10 protein-coding genes and 1 pseudogene are annotated in these 17,363 nt (G+C 58.2%); 4 read left to right on the top strand and 7 right to left on the bottom strand.

Annotated elements, in window-relative coordinates; translation table 11 throughout:
• Positions 1-805 (top strand): annotated as a pseudogene (locus FHS27_RS27845) (hypothetical protein); the annotation flags it as partial.
• A 185-nt stretch (positions 806-990) separates the two neighbouring features.
• On the opposite strand, the gene FHS27_RS27840 reads toward FHS27_RS27845, so the two are convergent.
• Together FHS27_RS27840 and FHS27_RS27835 are read right to left on the bottom strand one after the other, a co-directional pair.
• Positions 991-3,783, bottom strand: a complete 2,793-nt coding sequence (locus FHS27_RS27840; RefSeq protein ID WP_246421120.1) for a YfbK domain-containing protein — start codon at positions 3,781-3,783, stop codon at positions 991-993.
• Positions 3,784-3,866: 83 nt separating this feature from the next.
• The gene (locus FHS27_RS27835) at positions 3,867-4,478 is read right to left on the bottom strand and encodes an RNA polymerase sigma factor (RefSeq protein WP_184309226.1); all 612 of its coding nucleotides are present in this window, start codon (positions 4,476-4,478) and stop codon (positions 3,867-3,869) included.
• Positions 4,479-4,622: 144 nt separating this feature from the next.
• On the opposite strand from FHS27_RS27835, the gene FHS27_RS27830 reads away from it, so the two are divergent.
• Positions 4,623-7,382: a DEAD/DEAH box helicase gene (locus tag FHS27_RS27830; RefSeq protein WP_184309224.1), complete on the top strand. Its 2,760-nt coding sequence runs from the start codon at positions 4,623-4,625 to the stop codon at positions 7,380-7,382.
• A gap of 55 nt (positions 7,383-7,437) precedes the next feature.
• The gene (locus FHS27_RS27825) at positions 7,438-8,529 is read left to right on the top strand and encodes an SWIM zinc finger family protein (RefSeq protein ID WP_184309222.1); all 1,092 of its coding nucleotides are present in this window, start codon (positions 7,438-7,440) and stop codon (positions 8,527-8,529) included.
• Positions 8,530-9,007: 478 nt separating this feature from the next.
• On the opposite strand, the gene FHS27_RS27820 is transcribed toward FHS27_RS27825, so the two are convergent.
• The 3 genes from FHS27_RS27820 to FHS27_RS27810 form a co-directional block, all read right to left on the bottom strand.
• Positions 9,008-10,273, bottom strand: coding sequence for a hypothetical protein (locus FHS27_RS27820; protein WP_184309220.1), 1,266 nt, complete (start codon positions 10,271-10,273; stop codon positions 9,008-9,010).
• A 111-nt stretch (positions 10,274-10,384) separates the two neighbouring features.
• Entirely contained in the window at positions 10,385-10,660 is a 276-nt protein-coding gene (locus tag FHS27_RS27815; protein ID WP_184309218.1) for a hypothetical protein, read from the bottom strand.
• Positions 10,661-10,825: 165 nt separating this feature from the next.
• The gene (locus tag FHS27_RS27810; RefSeq protein WP_184309216.1) at positions 10,826-11,029 is read right to left on the bottom strand and encodes a hypothetical protein; all 204 of its coding nucleotides are present in this window, start codon (positions 11,027-11,029) and stop codon (positions 10,826-10,828) included.
• A gap of 601 nt (positions 11,030-11,630) precedes the next feature.
• On the opposite strand from FHS27_RS27810, the gene FHS27_RS27805 reads away from it, so the two are divergent.
• Positions 11,631-13,886, top strand: a complete 2,256-nt coding sequence (locus tag FHS27_RS27805; RefSeq protein ID WP_184309214.1) for a glutamine synthetase III family protein — start codon at positions 11,631-11,633, stop codon at positions 13,884-13,886.
• A gap of 265 nt (positions 13,887-14,151) precedes the next feature.
• Here the strand turns inward: FHS27_RS27805 and FHS27_RS27800 are convergent, their stop codons facing one another.
• Positions 14,152-15,351, bottom strand: coding sequence for a DNA polymerase IV (locus FHS27_RS27800; protein WP_255325530.1), 1,200 nt, complete (start codon positions 15,349-15,351; stop codon positions 14,152-14,154).
• A 67-nt stretch (positions 15,352-15,418) separates the two neighbouring features.
• Positions 15,419-16,624: an alpha/beta hydrolase gene (locus tag FHS27_RS27795; protein ID WP_184309212.1), complete on the bottom strand. Its 1,206-nt coding sequence runs from the start codon at positions 16,622-16,624 to the stop codon at positions 15,419-15,421.
• Positions 16,625-17,363: the final 739 nt, after the last annotated feature.

Raw genomic sequence — 17,363 nt, 5'->3', positions numbered from 1 at the left:
CGAAGAGGTCGCTGAAGAAGCGACCGAGGAAGCCATCAACGAAACCGCGGCTCCCGAGGCGACCGAGATCGCGGCCGCGGAAATCGTGACGATGGATGTCGACGGTGAAAAGATTCCTGCCCCCGTTGCGGATGATGCCCCCAACGCTGCTACGCTGGAACAACTCGCCGTCGAAGAGGTCGCTGAAGAAGCGACCGAGGAAGCCATCAACGAAACCGTGGCTCCCGAGGCGACCGAGATCGCGGCCGCGGAAATCGTGACGATGGATGTCGACGGTGAAAAGATCCCTGCCCCCGTTGCGGATGATGCCCCCAACGCTGCGACGCTGGAACAACTCGCCGTCAAAGAGGTCGCTGAAGAAGCGACCGAGGAATCCGCACGGACGGACGCCGATGAAGTCGCGATCGCAGAAGTCGTCACGATGGAAGTGGTCGCCGACGTCGTATCCGAGTCGGTAGTCGCAGCAGATTCCGTCATCGAAACGGAATTGGTCACTGCAACGGAGGCAACCGTCGCACCGGACGTTGTCGTCGATGCCGAGCCTGCTGCAGCACCGGTCGAACAGATCGCCACCGCCGAGTCGGTTGAAAACGCGACGCCATCGGCCCCGTCCGACGAAACGCAGCAAGATTCCTTTACCGAGAAAATGTCGATCTCAGCGATGATTGCTGCAATCAACAAGTGGCAAAACCGCACGATCGCGGAAATCCTCGCCGCCGGTGAATCCGAAGCGTCCCCCGCAGAAGCTCCCGAGGTGGAGATCGCCGACGTGAGCGAAGCCAACGACGAAACACTCGTTCGCTAACGCCCCGCGGATATTACGCTCGGGCGTGCCAACCCGCCCGAGCACCAAGAGGTAGAGAACCGGAGACGGCAGACACAGCGGAAACCAACCTTTCCCGGTGCAAACCAAACTCTCTGACTTCTCTACCTCTTTTCATGCGCCGATGGCAATACGGCGCACATACCACGCCGACTCACGTTCAACGCTCACTCAGCCACAGTCAGTCTGCGTGCCGTTTGCGCCATCTCGATCATCTCACGCCGCAAACCATGCGGGTCCTCTCCGGTCGCGTCTTCGGCCGTCCGCAACACCTCCTCGTACGTCCACGATCCGGAAAACTCACTGCCTCGTAGCAACATTCCGAACGCGGCGACCGAGGCGGCGAAGCGGAAGTCGACGTCCGCCTGATCGAAGGGCGATTTCGAATCATCGAGCACCCGAGTCATCAACGTACTCGTGTCCCCTTGCGGCGGCTTGTACCGCAGCTTCAGCGTCAGCATCTCGGTGGACGAAACCACTTCGCTGGCTTGCTCCGCTGCCTCCTCTTCCGTCTCGCGATCACTCTCGGGCTGCGGCTGATTCCGTTCCGGTTGATACTTCAGCGGATCCACGGCCGGTGCCACCGCATCGGGCAACGTGCCCGCCGGGACGACTTCGTAAAACGCCGTCACGCGGTGCCCTGCCCCGATCTCACCGGCATCCTTCGTGTCGTCGTTGAAGTCCTCTTTGGCGAGCAATCGATTCTCGTAGCCGATCAAACGATACGACGACACAACCGCAGGATTGAACTCGATCTGGATCTTAACGTCCTTCGCAACCGTCACCAACGTTCCCGTCAATTGATCCGCCAAAACCTTGCGAGCCTCACCGATCGTATCAACGAACGCGTAATTGCCTTCGGCATCATTGGAAATCTTTTCCATCATCGCGTCGTTATGGTTGCCCATGCCGAACCCGAGAACCGTCAAATCGACTCCGGATTTCGCCTGGCGTCGAGCCTCACGCACCAACTGATCCGTGCCCGTCATTCCGACATTGAAGTCACCGTCGCTACACAGGATCACACGATTAACGCCATCTTTGATCATGTGTTCACGAGCGGTGTCGTAGGCAAGCTGCAAACCCGCACCTCCGTTCGTGCTGCCGCCCGATCGCAATTGAGTCAACGCACGCAGGATCTTCTTGCGATTCTTCACGGGAGTCGAATCGAGCACCAACCCAGCCGAGCCGGCGTAAACCACAATCGCAACTCGGTCCTCTTCGTCGAGCTCTTCCAACAACACCTTCATGCCATCAATCACCAGCGGCAGTTTATTCGCCGAACTCATCGAACCGCTCGTATCGAGCAAGAACACGAGATTGCACCGGGGGCGTTCCTGCTTGGTCAACGTCTTCGCTTGCAAACCTACTCGAACGAGCCGGTGTTTCGGCTCCCACGGGCAAACGGTCGTGGTCATCGCCGCAGCAAACGGATCGCTCGCCTCGCCATCCATGCTCGACGGTCCGGTGTAGTCGTAATCGAAATAGTTAACCATCTCCTCGATTCGAACGGAGTCGGGACGCGGCAATTGGTTGCGTTGCAGATAGCTACGCACCTTCGAATAGCTCGCCGTATCGACGTCGATCGACAGCGTGCTGAGCGGGTGTTCTGAAACACGGCGGAATTCGTTCTCGGTGATCGGAGCAAACTTGTCACCCGACGTCCCAGGCCCGGTTCCCTGTCCCAACATCGCCTCTCCGGGAGCAGTTCCTTCGACGATCGATAACAAATCGGGCACCATCTCCGCGACAGGTGCTCCTCGTTTACTCGCATTGGCCCGCCCACGAAGACCTGACGTGTCAGTTGGGAGACCATAGCCGCCGCGAACGTCCCCAGACGCCGGCGCGGCTAGCTGGACCGGCGCGGCTAGCTGGACCGGCGCGGCTGGCTGCACTGGTTGGGCTTTGACCAACGGATTTTTCGAAAGCTGCGGACGAAACTCGTTTTGAGCGACCTCCTTCTCTTCCATCGTGACCGGTGCCTCCAACACCGGCGCCATTGCGGGCCCCATGGCCGGTTCGTCTTGATCGCCCACGACGCTCCGCCGAGCTTCCCCGAACGGTTTCGCTTCGGCGGCCAATGAACTCGGCGCCGAAAACTTCATCGACATCGAAGAGTCAGGCGTCGGCGCATCCATATCCATGCCCATACTCATCGCCGAATCGCTGGATATTTCCATTCCTCCCATTCCCATTCCCATGTCCATCGCCATATCCATTTGATCGCCGTCCGTCCCCATCAATGCCGGCCCGCTCACATCCATCTCCATATCCATGCCTTCCATCTCCATTCCCATCCCTCGGCCGCTCGATCTTGCGGCACCGACGCGACCACTTCGCGTCGCTCCGTCGGCTGCTGCAAAACCCGTCGGACGCGGGTTGGCGGCAGGTGCCACCTCGTCTGACGAGACCGACAGTGCACTCATCGCACTCGATTTCTCGTCCGAGGCAACCCGTTCTGAAATCGGTGCCGCCGCAGCGACCGTTTTCTCGCTGTTGTCTTCCGTCGCAACCTTTTCGCTCGCCAATGACGACGATTCAGGTGACGAATCATTCATCATCGCGGTTTGCATTCCCGGACGAGACATCATCGCGGGCAACGCCAATCCGATGAACAACACCGAGGCCGCAACGGCCCACAACGCGTAACGTTTGCTCGATCCTTGTGACGCACTCGCTCGATGCGTTTGGGCGGACGCCGCACCGACGATTTGCTCGCGTCGATCCGCATCGAGCGTCGTCGTTGGTATCGAGGCATAGAACCCCGCCAATTTCTCGGTAATCTTGCTGGCCTCCTCGACCGCGGCGACGAGTTCCTCGTTGCCCTTCATTTCTGTTTCAAAGGCGGCCGTTTCTTCGGGCGGCAACTCGCCCATCACGTATGCGGTGATCCGTTCGTCGTCCCACGTGGACGATCCTCCGGACGACTCGTCGGGTCGTAAATTCTGTTCAGATGACATGGTTGAGAACCTATAAAATATGTGTTGTTTTGATGTTTGCCTCACGTCGCTAGCATCCAACCGCTTACCGACGTGAAAGACATTTAGGTCGCGACGAGTTGCTTCCGCAGCGACGCGACGGCTTGATGCAGATGGAAGCCGACGTTCGTCGTCGTCAGCCCCGTGACCTCGGCGATCTCGCGGTAACTCAGCCCGGCCTGCATTCGCAATTGAATGATCTCGCGCTGCCTCGGCGTCAGCCCACCGATCGATTCGGCGACAAGACGGTGTTCCTCACCCGCGACGGCGACGTCATCAGGTGTCGGCCCCGGATCCAAGACGGCGGCCTCGGCGGAAGAGTCGCGGGAGCCGTCTGACTTCTCCCGCACGGCAAAACTTTGGGGTGTTCGCTTACGTTGCATGTCAATCACTCGCGTTCGACAAACCGTAAACAACCATGGTGCCAACCGCGCGGCAAACTCGGCGAGGGTCGGCGGCTCGTCCGTGCTCGCAACATCACGGGCTTTTCGACAAAGTTGCAGGAACGTTTCCTGCACCGCGTCCTGAGCCGCACATCGGTCACGAAGCAAACCGGCCGCATAGGCCAGCAAACTCCGCTGATGCTCATCGACGGCACGAGCGATCAATTCGCTCGGATCGTCAACAACATCCGCCGATGACACGCCCTCGGGCCTGGTTACCGCTTTGGCTGTCATGGTGGTTCAACTGGGAATGGAAAAAGAATAGAAAAGAGGCGAAACCGATCCGCCTACGAGTGACAACGCATCGGTGAACGCTTTCTTAGCAAATTTATCGAAATTGATTCACGCCGATCGTTTCGTCCTTCAAAGCAACCGTCGATGACAGCCCACAAGATCGCCGTTCTCCCCTCCGGCCACCTCCACCTCATCACGGCCACGGATGAAGACGTCGCGTTCGGAATCGCCTCCGAATTGCCCGTCAAACTGATCACGGCGTTCAACAAATCGGTCGCCGCGGGGCTCACGTCGCTGGTCTCAACCGCCTGCGACGGACCACTGCCCGCATCGCTGCACTTCTGGCGTGACTTCGCGAACCGCTACTTTACCGCGCTGCGACGACGCAATGCGACGGGCGGCAAGGACTGGCATTCCCCCGAACCGCCCGACGATGAAACGCTCCGCGAGATCCTCGCTTCGGCGCCCCCCATGCTCGGTCTCGAATACGCCACGACCGAATCGCTGCGAGAGCAATGGTCGGGACTCGACGAACTCACCGCCGCCGCTGCAACCAAGCGCAAGGGCGGCCTCGCCGGCTACCTGCATTCCCTCCGCCCCGAATGGAACCTCCTCGGCCGCGTCACGTTCCACCTCGCCGAAAATAAAAAGAATCCCGACCGTCCGTTCGCGTTTCTCGCCACCTACACCCAACCCGAATCGACCGGCGGCACACCCCGGCACATCCCGTTGTCCGAAGCCCTCAAGGCGTCTATCGCAGCCGGCGATACCAAACAACTCGACGCCCTGCTCACCCCCGTCGCCCGCGCAGCCGAGACGTGTCCCTCGATCGCAACGATGCTGCAGTCCAAAGCACTGTTCGCGCCCCAGGCGTGGGGAATCGGCCAAGCCTACGAGTTCTTCACCTCGGTACCGCAACTCGAAGAAAGCGGCGTCATCGTCCGCGTCCCCGATTGGTGGAACGCCGCACGCCCACCGCGTCCCCAAGTCACCGTGCGGGTCGGCACGAAATCGCAATCCGTCCTCGGCGGCGATTCCCTCGACCTCGATGTCGACGTCACTATCGACGGCCAACCGCTCACCGGTAAGGAACTCGCCGCCCTCATGAACGCACGCGAAGGGATGGCGTTGCTGCGTGGCAAATGGGTGCAAGTCGATGCCGATCAATTGGAATCGGCATTGCAGCAATGGGAACAACTCCGCGACGCACACGCCACCGGGGTCGGCTTCCTCGAAGGCATGCGTCTGCTCTCGGGAGCATCGATCACCGGCGACGACGTTGACGAAACCCTGCAACCGTGGACCCGCGTCGAACCCGGCCAGTGGCTCGCCGAAACACTCGACGCACTCCGCGACCCCAGCGGCAATCTGCAACTCGATCCCAACAATCGACTCAACGCTTCGCTGCGTCCCTACCAAGCCGACGGCGTCGCGTGGCTGTACTTCGCCACCAAACTCGGTATCGGCGTCTGCCTCGCCGACGACATGGGCCTCGGTAAAACGATCCAAATCATCTCACTGCTATTACAACTGAAATACCCCGAGACAAAATCCAAGAAGAAAGTCGCCGCCAAAAAAGCAAAGCCACCCAAAGGCACGACGACGAATCCCAGCCTCCTGATCCTCCCCACGTCGTTGCTAGGCAATTGGCAACGCGAAGTCGAGCGGTTCGCGCCCGACCTCAATCTTTACATCGCTCACCGCAGCAGCGTCGACGCGTCCGAACTCAAACGCATCGCCGACAACCCCGCCAAGGAACTCGCCGGCTACGACCTCGTCGCGACCACGTACGGTCTCGCCCGTCGGCAAAAGTGGCTTACTGATGTTGATTGGAATCTCGTTATTCTCGACGAAGCCCAAGCGATCAAAAACTCCGGTGCGGCACAAACCAAAGCAATCAAACAAATTCCCGCTCGCGGTCGAATCGTCCTTTCGGGAACCCCCGTCGAAAACCATCTCGGCGATCTGTGGTCGCTCTTTGATTTCTGTTCCCCCGGACTGCTCGGCACGGCGGCTCAGTTCAAACAGTTTGTCAACGCCAAGGACGAAGCCGATCGAACCGCCCGCCTCGCGAGCGTCCGGCGTCTGATCAGTCCCTACGTGCTGCGGCGGATGAAAACGGACCCACGCATCGTTCCCGATCTGCCTCAAAAAACCGAAATGCGGGTCGATTGCGGGCTCACCACAACGCAAGTCGCTCTGTACCGCGCCGTCACCGACGACCTAAAGAAATCGCTCGACATCGCCTCCGGAATACAGCGGCGTGGCATGGTGCTCGGCGCTTTGATGCAGCTCAAACAAATTTGCAACCACCCTGCCCTTCACCTCAAACAGTCCGACTTCGACGTCGACGCGTCCGGCAAATACTCGCAACTCAGATCCATCGCCGAAAACATCATCGAGAAACAAGAGAAGATGCTCGTCTTCACCCAGTTCCAATCGATGTGCGGCCCCATCTCTCAATTCCTTGCCGAAGTATTCGGTCGCGAAGGACTTATCCTCACTGGCAAAACCGCCACCAAGAAACGCGGACAATTGGTCAAGCAATTCCAACACGAATCGGGGCCACCGTTCTTCGTCATCTCCGTCAAAGCCGGCGGCACGGGTCTCAACCTCACCGAAGCCTCCCACGTCGTCCACTTCGACCGATGGTGGAACCCCGCCGTCGAAGACCAAGCCACCGACAGGGCGTTTCGAATCGGACAGAAACGCAACGTGCTCGTGCACAAATTCGTTTGCCGCGGCACCCTGGAAGAACGAATCGACGATATGATCCGCGACAAAAAACAACTCAGCCGCGAACTGTTTGGTGGTGACGGCAAAGACGAAATTCAGTTGACCGAGATGTCAAACGACCAACTGATTGACTTCGTTTCACTCGATCTCACCAAAGCAAAATCCTAACGTCACCGATCTATTCGGTTTCTCACAAACTCCCCGAAACATCACGGTTCACCCCATGTCATGGTATGGCGGCTTCGCACCCTATGTCCCCGTCGGCCAACGCATCGCCCAAGGCAAAGCGGAAGCGATCAGGCGACTCGGCAAAGGCAAAAAACCACAACCGATCGATATCAGCGACAAGGGAATCGCGACGACGTTCTGGGGAAAGAATTGGTGTACCCATCTCGAAAAGTACAGCGATTTCTCCAATCGACTCCCTCGCGGTCGAACATACGCACGCAACGGATCCATCGCCGATTTGCGAATTTCCAAAGGCAAAATCACCTCGATGGTCTGTGGCTCGTACTTGTACGAGATCAAAATCAAAATCGATCCGTTGCCCGCATCGAAATGGTCCGCGATCTGTCGCAGTTGCAGTTCATCGATCCATTCGATCATGGACCTGATGCGCGGCAGACTCGGTGACGATGTCATCCGTCACATCACCGACCCGAAATCAGGATTGTTCCCCGCCACCAACGAAATCAGCTTGCGTTGCTCGTGCCCCGACGGAGCCTACCTCTGCAAACACCTCGCCGCGACGCTGTACGGCGTCGGACACCGTCTCGATTCCTCCCCCGAACTGTTGTTCCTGCTACGCGCCGTCGATCAAAACGAACTCATCTCACAAGCCATGAGCGCCGAAGGTGCGTCGTCCGCGATGGGACTCGATGAAACCTCCGCACTCGGCGACGAAGACCTCGGTGCCATCTTCGGAATCGAAATGGCGGACCTCGATACTCCTCCAACCACGCCGGTAGTACGAAAGAAAGCCGCCAAACGCAAAGCCGCCAAACGAAAAGCCACCCCCAAAAAGAAGAAGGCCACAAAGAAGAAAGCGAACGTCGAAAAGAACGTGACGTCAAAGAAAGCCGTTAAGAAAAAAACATCCAAAAGGAAAGTCACGAAAAAAGCTTCGAAGGCAAAAGCAACCAAAAAGAAGGCTGCAAAAAAGCAGGCTAATAAACCAAGCAAAAAGCCCAAGACATCGAAAAAGAAGTCATCCCCACGACCAGCCAAGAAAGCAGCGAAACGCAAATCAAAAGCCACCAAGCGAGTTCGCAAAACAAACAAAAAGAAAACCGATATCGTGATCCGAATTGGCTAACACAAGTCCCCAACACCCACCTACCCAGGCACGAAGTGCCGACACAACCAATGCCGGGGGTGCCAACCCCCGGAAACAATCCCCACCAAAAACGCCAGGCCCGGAGGGCCGACACAACAACGGCCGCCGAAACCAAGCACGCCCACAAGTCCCCAGCATCTAACTACCCAGGCACGGAGTGCCGACACAACCACTGACAGGGTGCTAACCCCCGGAAACAATCCCAACCAAAAACCCCAGGCCCGAAGGGCCGGCACAACCACCGCCGCCGAAACCAAACACGCCCACAAATCCCCAACACCCACCTACCCAGGCACGAAGTGCCGTCACAACAAATGCCGGGGGTGCCAACCCCCGGAAACAATCCCAACAAAGCCCCGGAGGGCCGACACAATCAATTTTGGACGGTGCTCATTTCGCAAAAACCAACAACCATCTCCTGACAACCAACCCGCAACAAGACCAGCGCAAAAAAGCCTCACTCAACAATCTTCAACTGAACGATCGGGCGAAGAATCCTTTTCAACTCCTCGCTATTCGTCGACCGCCCCGCGACCAACGCCGACGCACGCAGTTGCTTGAACGCATCGACAGCCGCCTCCGCAGCTTGTGCCGGATCAGTCATCGAGTATCGCACTTGATTGGCATCCAAACGGAACTGCACCCATCGCGCATCGAACGAGTTCGCGTCCTCCACCGTCGAGTATTTCCGCACATTCGCCAACGGAATCCGCCCCGATCCATTGAGGTCTCGATTCTCGCCAACTCGGCTCTGCCCACCCCGCGTCATACTCTCGCTCATAGCAGTACCGCCTGCCCCATTGTCCCTCGCACGTTCCGGCCGCTCGCTCAGTCTTCCACGAGCGAGCGCGTTGGCCAGCTCATCCTCACCGGTAATCACCTCCGCCGGGTTGTCAACATCGATGTCGTCGTCCGCATCTCCCTGATCCGAACTACGTCGGTTCGTTGAGTCCGCACCACGTCGGTTTTCGACCATGTAGTCGACATCGTGATCGTAATCATCGGAGTCGTAGATCGAATCCGTGCTGTATGGCAACGATGACGAAAGCGTCCAACCCTCACGGTTGCTAATGCGATCCGACGCCGGACCCGAAATCCCCTCCGGATTCGCTGCGGCCAACGCACCCTCAATCGCGTCTTCGGTCGCGTCCGCCGCGTTCAAACGTTCGGCCCGCGTCTCATCCACATAGTCATCCACGCGATACTGATCAATGTTCACTCTCGCGGGCGTCGGCATCCGCTCATCGTCGAGTCCCGGGTCCTCGCTTCCTGCCGGCGTTTCGGTATCCAAGCGTTTGACGCCCGACGCTTTCGCCTGCACAAACTCATCCAATCGTTCGCCGATCGGGTCGTCACGACGTGAAGCGGTTTCGTCGCTTGCCTTTGACGCCCTATCGATTCTGCCCCACCCAAAACCCTCGAGTTCACGAACGAGTTTTTCGGACCGCTCGGCTAACCCTTGCAACCTTGCCCGCGCATCATCGTCATCCGTCGAGCGTGCCGCCGCATCGGCCAACTTCCGCGTCAAACTCGCGTCGCTCCACACCACTCCCGCGAGTGCCCAATCACTGATGTCGGACGCTTCCGCCGCCGCAACGCCTCTCGGCAAGGATTCAGCGCGTCCCGGCAAGGAATCGGCCGCTCGAGAGCTAACGGGAACGACAGCAACGAACGACGCCGCAACGAGGGAACGAACTGGCACGGCATGTTTTCGAGTGAGCATGACTAAAATCCAGGGCAGGGAAACCGCACGCCGGCAAACACAATTGCGGGCGTTTAAAACGAGAAGGGGCACTCAACGACGAACAGACTTCGGCGTTCACAAACCAACGGCCTATTCGTCGCTCGGGAACGAGACATCGACATCGGGCAGCGACATCGTTCGCTCCTTGGTGTCGACGTCCACATCCACATCGGGGACATCCACCTTTTTCTCTTTCATCGACACATCAACATCGGGCGTGTCAACGTCATAGGTGGGCATCGCCCCCGGATCAGCATCGACATCCACGTCGGGCAGTCGGCCCTCGGACGTTTGCTCCACGTCACAGCCGGTCGTCGCGATCATCAGTCCACCGGCAAACAGAATCGAAAGAAGTTGCTTAAACATCGCAGTTACTCTTGGGGTTGGTTCGCGGCACTTCGTATCGACACCGAAGCCCGCAGGAAGTTTGGTTCATCGTCGATGAAATCCTCAAGACGCAACCAGCATGCCAACGAAATCTTTGGCATCGAAAACCCAACGAATCCCCACCCAAATTATGTTTTCGCCGCGTCAACGGACGCCGCCGCCGACCACCCAACTCGTCTCTGGTCTTTGATCGACCAAATCTCCATCGATGACGCCGCGAGATTCCTCGCCCGCGAACCGGCCGACGCCACACTCATTGCGGCACCCCATTGCCGCACCCCATTGCCGCACCTCGATGCCGTCCCCCGACGCGACACCTGATTGTGGCACCACGATGCGACACCCCATTGCGACACCTCAAGGATGCGCCCAATTACGACACCACAGTGCCCCCGCGTTGTGCGCTACCCGCCGCCCCACACGCAACCCGCGCCGATTCCCTGCCTATCGAACGGGCACTCCGCCGCTAAATCGGGCTAGCGGTGCCTATTGCATCGGCTCGGGTTGGATCACGAGGATCGGCCAAAGCAAATTTCACCCAAAAAATGAATAATTCATTCAGCCTTACAACCGAGGACCACCCCCTGCGGCCCCCTTCCGGCGGATCGACACCCCCTATCTCACGAAGCTCATTATTACCGTCATGTTTGGCCTCATCGTTGCGTTCTCGAGATTCCACACGCACGCGAAACAGTTAGCACCGATTGCAAACGAACGCGAAACCTCGCGATTGATTCCGATCTCGCGCTAACCGCACGGGACTCGCGTGCATTCTGAGCCACGACGGCAGCGTTCTCTTCCGCAGGCGATTCATCTCGCACCGCTCGCTTTGTCGGCGTCCGTCTCTCTGACGGCGTCTTCTTCTGTTCGGACAATCCATTGGTGGATTGCTCCCTCGTTTGGCATCCCATCCTTCCAACGCAATCCGTTTTCCACCTAAGGAGCTCTCATGAGCACGACGCTATCCCCACCCACGTCCTCGACATCATCCAACTCCGGTTCCGCCGCCAACCCATCGCACAGTGGCGGGAAGACACCACGTCAGGCCGCCGTCGCGACCGCGATGAGCTACGCCGCAAAAGGGTCACAAATCAGTTTTGTTGACGTGCCCGCGCAGGATTACTACTCCGCCAACGTGTTCGGCAAGAACGTTATGAAAGACCGACTGCCCAAGTCGGTTTACAAATCACTCATGTCAACGATCGACTCGGGCGAGAAACTCGATCCCGAAATCGCCGACATCGTCGCCTCGGCTATGAAAGACTGGGCGATGGAAAAGGGAGCGACTCACTACGCTCACATCTTCTACCCGCTAACCGGAGCCACGGCTGAGAAACACGACAGTTTCCTGTCGCCAACCACCGACGGCAGCACCCTGTCGGAATTCAGCGGCAAACAATTGATTCAGGGCGAACCCGACGGTTCGAGTTTCCCGACTGGAGGTATCCGCGTCACGTCACAGGCCCGCGGCTACACAATCTGGGACGTGACCAGCCCCGCGTACATTCTTGAAAACCCTAACGGTGCGACGCTCTGTATCCCGACCGCATTCGTATCCTGGACCGGCGAAGCACTCGACAAGAAGACGCCCGTCCTGCGATCAATGCAGGCGCTCAACAAACAGGCCCAACGGATCCTCAAACTCTTCGGCCACGAAGACGGTGCGTTCGTCGCGTCAACCGCAGGCCCCGAACAAGAATACTTTCTGGTCGATCGCAGTTTCTACTATGCACGACCTGACCTGATCGCCGCGGGACGAACCTTGTTCGGCTCCAAACCACCGAAGGGTCAAGAGTTCGACGACCACTACTTCGGCGCGATCCCCGAACGCGTCCTCGCCTTCATGATGGAAGCCGAACGCGAATTATTCAAACTCGGCATCCCAGTCAAAACTCGCCACAACGAAGTCGCACCGGGACAATTCGAAGTCGCTCCCGTTTTCGAATCGGCCAACGTCGCCGCCGACCATCAACAACTGATGATGTTGATCTTGCGAAAGACGGCTGAAAAGTACGGCATGTCCTGCCTGATGCACGAGAAACCTTTCGCGGGTGTCAATGGATCCGGCAAACACGTCAACTGGTCCCTCGGCAGCAGCTCGCAGGGTAACATGCTCAGCCCCGGCGACACGCCTCACGAGAACGCTCAGTTCCTGGTCTTCTGTGCCGCCGTCATCCGTGCCGTCTATCGACACCAAGGACTCTTGCGTGCCGTCGTCGCAACCGCCGGCAACGATCACCGACTCGGTGCCAACGAAGCCCCGCCGGCGATCATCTCGATCTTCCTCGGCGACCAACTGACGGACGTCTTCGAACAGATCAAATCGGGCGGTGCCAATTCATCGATCCCATCGGGAACGTTGACCGTGGGCGTGGATGTCCTGCCGCCGCTGCCTAAGGACGCCGGCGACCGGAACCGCACTAGCCCATTCGCATTCACCGGAAACCGGTTCGAATTCCGCGCCGTCGGCTCGAACCAGTCCATTGCCGGTCCGCTCGTTGCCATGAACACCATCATTGCCGAATCGGTCGATTACTGTGCGACCACGCTCGAAGCCGCCATGGGCGGCGACCCCGCGAAACTAAACTCCGCCGTCCAATCGCTGCTCACCGAAATCATCAACGAATGCTCATCGGTGGTCTTCGACGGCGACGGCTACTCCGAAGAATGGCACGAGGAAGCCGAGAAACGCGGACTCCTCAATCTGAAAACAACCGCGGACGCACTCCCACAATTGCTCAAACCCGAAACGGTCGAGCTCTTTGAAACCTACGGAGTGCTGTCACCACGCGAATTGCATAGCCGATTCGAAACCTACGTCGAGCAGTATTGTCTGTCGATCGATGTCGAGGCCGCCCTGGCCGTCCAAATCGCCAAAACGCAAATCTTCCCGGCCGCGATCCGCTATCAAAGCGAACTGGCCGCGACGTGCGCAAACCTGAAAGCGATCGGATACGAATTCGACACCGACACGCTCGACGCCGTCACCACGCTCGTTAAATCGCTCCAAGACAGCATCGCGAAACTCGAATTTGCGATCGCCGATGGAGAAGAATCTGAACCGATGGATTGTGCCCGACATCATTGCGACGCCATCTTGCCGGCAATGCTAGAAGTCCGCAAATACGTCGACCAACTCGAAGGCTACGTCGCCGACGATCTCTGGCCACTTCCAACGTACGCCGAAATGCTCTTCATCAAGTAACGACGTCGTTCTTGTTGAACGGAGGAGGCGGTTTTGCACTTAGACACCGACTCCGTCTCAGCATTGAAACCAACGATCCCCGTCAACGGTCTGTCCGATGGCGGGGATTGTTGTTGGTCTCAGTAGTTGTTGATCCCAGCAATACTGGCCCCGGTGACTACTGGCCCTAGTGATTACTGGCCCCGGTGACTACTGGCCCTAGTGATTACTGGCCCCGGTGATTACTGGCCCCGGTGATTATTGGTCACTTAGTGATTCCCTCTCATCAAGACTCCAGCGTCGTGCCCCGGCGGATCGCCCCCTTGCCGAACCGATCCAAAATCGAATCGGTCGTCTTGTCGACCTCAGTATCTCGGTGATGGTCATCATCAAACAACTCCATCTGCCGCGTCCGTGTACTCGCCAACGAACTGACCCCCATCCCGACCAAACGCACCGGTTGATCGATTCGAATCCGAGGTAACAAGCCGTCTCGAATCGTCTCCCACAGTTCCTTGGTCGAATTCGTCGGCGTTTTCAGCGTCGCCGAACGCGCGATCGTTTGGAAATCACTCAAACGCACCTTCAACGTCACCGTGCTGCCGTACCGACCATGTCGTCGCAAACGGCGTCCAACCTGTTCGGTCAATCGCAACAGGATCGCCTGCAGAACCTCCTTGTCGGAGATATCCGAATGGAACGTTGTCTCATGAGAAATCGACTTCGCTTCCCGGTCCGGCACCACCGCTCGATGATCCCGCCCCCACGCCAACGCATGCAAATGGTTCGCCGATCCACTGCCAATCGTTTGTGACAACAAATCGAGGTCCACGTGCCGCAGTTGAGCCACGCGGTAGATTCCGATCTGGCCTAACCGTTGTTCCGCACGCTTGCCGACTCCCCAAATTTTTGTGATCGGCAAAGGATCGAGAAATGCGTGCACGTCGTCGGGATCAACGACGGTAAACCCACGCGGCTTGGCATGCCCGCTGGCAACCTTGGCGAGAAACTTGTTCGGCGCGACGCCCACCGAAGCGTGAAGGCAGAGCTCGTCGTCGATCGCCTTTTGGATTTCACGACCGATCTCGACCGCGGTTCCAAACAACGCTCGACTGCCCGTCACGTCCAAGAACGCTTCGTCGAGCGACAGAGGTTCAACGAGAGGCGTGTATCGATGAAAGATCTCACGGATCCGTCGCGAAATCTCCGCGTACACATCCATCCGAGTTCGCACCATCACCAAATCCGCGCAACGCTGCACCGCCGCCCGCATCGGCATCGCGCTGTAAATCCCGAACTTCCGTGCCTCGTAACTCGCCGCCGCCACCACGCCTCGACCTGTCGCCGTTCCCCCAACCACGACCGGTTTACCACGCAGCGCAGGATCATCTCGCTGTTCAACGGACGCGTAGAACGCATCCATATCAATGTGCAAAATCATGGGCTGAAATCGAACGAAGGCACGCGGTAGTTGGGAATGAACGATAGCAGGACAGTCGCCGGATTAGAAAGCCTCCGTCGCCCCAACGGTACCCCGCGCAACCGACGATCACTTATTGGACAGATTCAAACTGCCGCTTCAAAAAGTCGACCGCCATCGTCCACCGTTGGTTGTATACCCTCATATCGTTCTCGTTTTCGACCGAGAACACTTCACATCCAACGCCGAGTTGATCCGCTTTCTTTTTCAGCTCCGTCCCAAAGATAGGATGGTGAATCCCATCCATCGCGTTCTTCTCTGCAATCTCGGGGTCACTCGAACGTCGATAAAACAGCATCATCGGCGGATCGTCCGCGGTGAGATGGTTCAAGGGCGAACACTCTTCGATCAATTCGAATTTCGCATCTGAAATTTCATCCAATCGATCGACATCGTACCCAAACAACTGCTGCAGTCCGTCGCCCTTCCACGCTTCACCGGGAACATGCTCCTGGATCCATCGATAGTCATACGACGTTTGCGCATTGAGCAGGATGATACCGGACACGCGAGTCGACTCTCGCAAAACCGGATCGTCCGCCAACGGGTCCGCACGATCAGGAGTGAACGCAATCCACTGTGACAACCCGGCCCCCGCCGAACCACCACCGATCGCAATTCGCGTCTTGTCGATATTCCACTTGTCGGCGTTGTACCGAATCGTTTGGAGCGCCCGAGCACAATCCTCGAAACACGCGGGCGCAATCGCATGCTGACTGAGCCGGTAATTCAACGTCACATAATGGATCCCGTTCTCGGTAAACGAACGTGCGAACAGCCCACCCTCCGACTTATCACCCCGTCGAAATCCGCCACCGTGAATCCAGATCATGCACGGCGCCGGCTCGTCCGCCTCGGTCTCCGCCAGATAGACATCGAACACATGCCGCTCATGATCGCCATACCGGATGTTCTCATGATCCGGTTCCACCCGCGCTCTCGCACCACCTCGCGTCTCCTGCAACCGCCGGCGGATCGCCTCACGTTGCGATTGATTCCCCATCTCCTCAGAGCGGTTTTCGATTGCCTTGGCAACGTTCGAACGAACTTTCGCCAACCTCGCCGCCGCCTCTTCAATCACCAAAACACCATCGCCGTCACCGTCGAGCGTCTCAAACAATCGCCGCGGACCAGTGAACTCGGCCTCCGTCAGCTTCCCGTCCCCGTTCGCATCATCACGCGAAATCCGAGCAATCAACCGATCCCCACCGACTTGCCCCAACAAGAAAGACGGAGTCAGCAGCACACCAAAAACCACAGCAAACAATCTAGCGGGCATCGCTTCGCTCCGACGGGAATTGAACTTCAACAAATTCGCACCAAGACACTCTACCCGACAAAGCCCACAGTTTCAGCAATCCCCCAAAACCAGCCTCCCCCCGTAGCTGACCGAGGCCCTTCGGTCAGTCCCCCACACCATCACGCCCTAACAGCCTCAGCCCGCTATACCCCAACTCCAACCTCCCCCCCCCCCCAAAAAAAAACAGCCACCTCCAACCCTAGGCCCAACGGGCCGACACAACCAATGCCGGTGGTGCAAACCACCGGTCACCAGCACAAAAAATCCCCCAAGGCCTGAAGGGCCGACACAAAAACCAGCCTCACCCGTAGCTGACCGAGGCCCCTCGGTCAGCCACCCAAACCATCACACCCTAACAGCCTCAGCCCGCTACACCCCAACTCCCACCACGCCCCCCAAAAACCAGGCCACCTCACACCCCCAGACCCAACGGGCCAACACCAAAACCAGCCTCACCCGTAGCTGACCGAGGCCCTTCGGTCAGCCACCCACACCATCACACCCTAACAGCCTCAGCCCGCTACAACCCAACTCCCACCACCCCACAAAACAAACCAACCCCACCCCTAAAACATCCACCCCCAGGCCCAGCGGGCCGACACATCCAATGCCGGTGGCGCCAGCCCTCTTTATAGCCCACATCTTTTAGAGTACATCAATGGTCTTGTAAAAGCCTAAGTTCGCTCATGGAGGGTGTTGGCCGTGCAATGGATCGAAT

Source organism: Aporhodopirellula rubra, assembly GCF_014192335.1.
Classification (GTDB): domain Bacteria; phylum Planctomycetota; class Planctomycetia; order Pirellulales; family Pirellulaceae; genus Rhodopirellula; species Rhodopirellula rubra.
The sequence above is the reverse complement of the archived record's forward strand: the minus strand, read 5'-3'. Positions and strand labels throughout refer to the sequence as shown.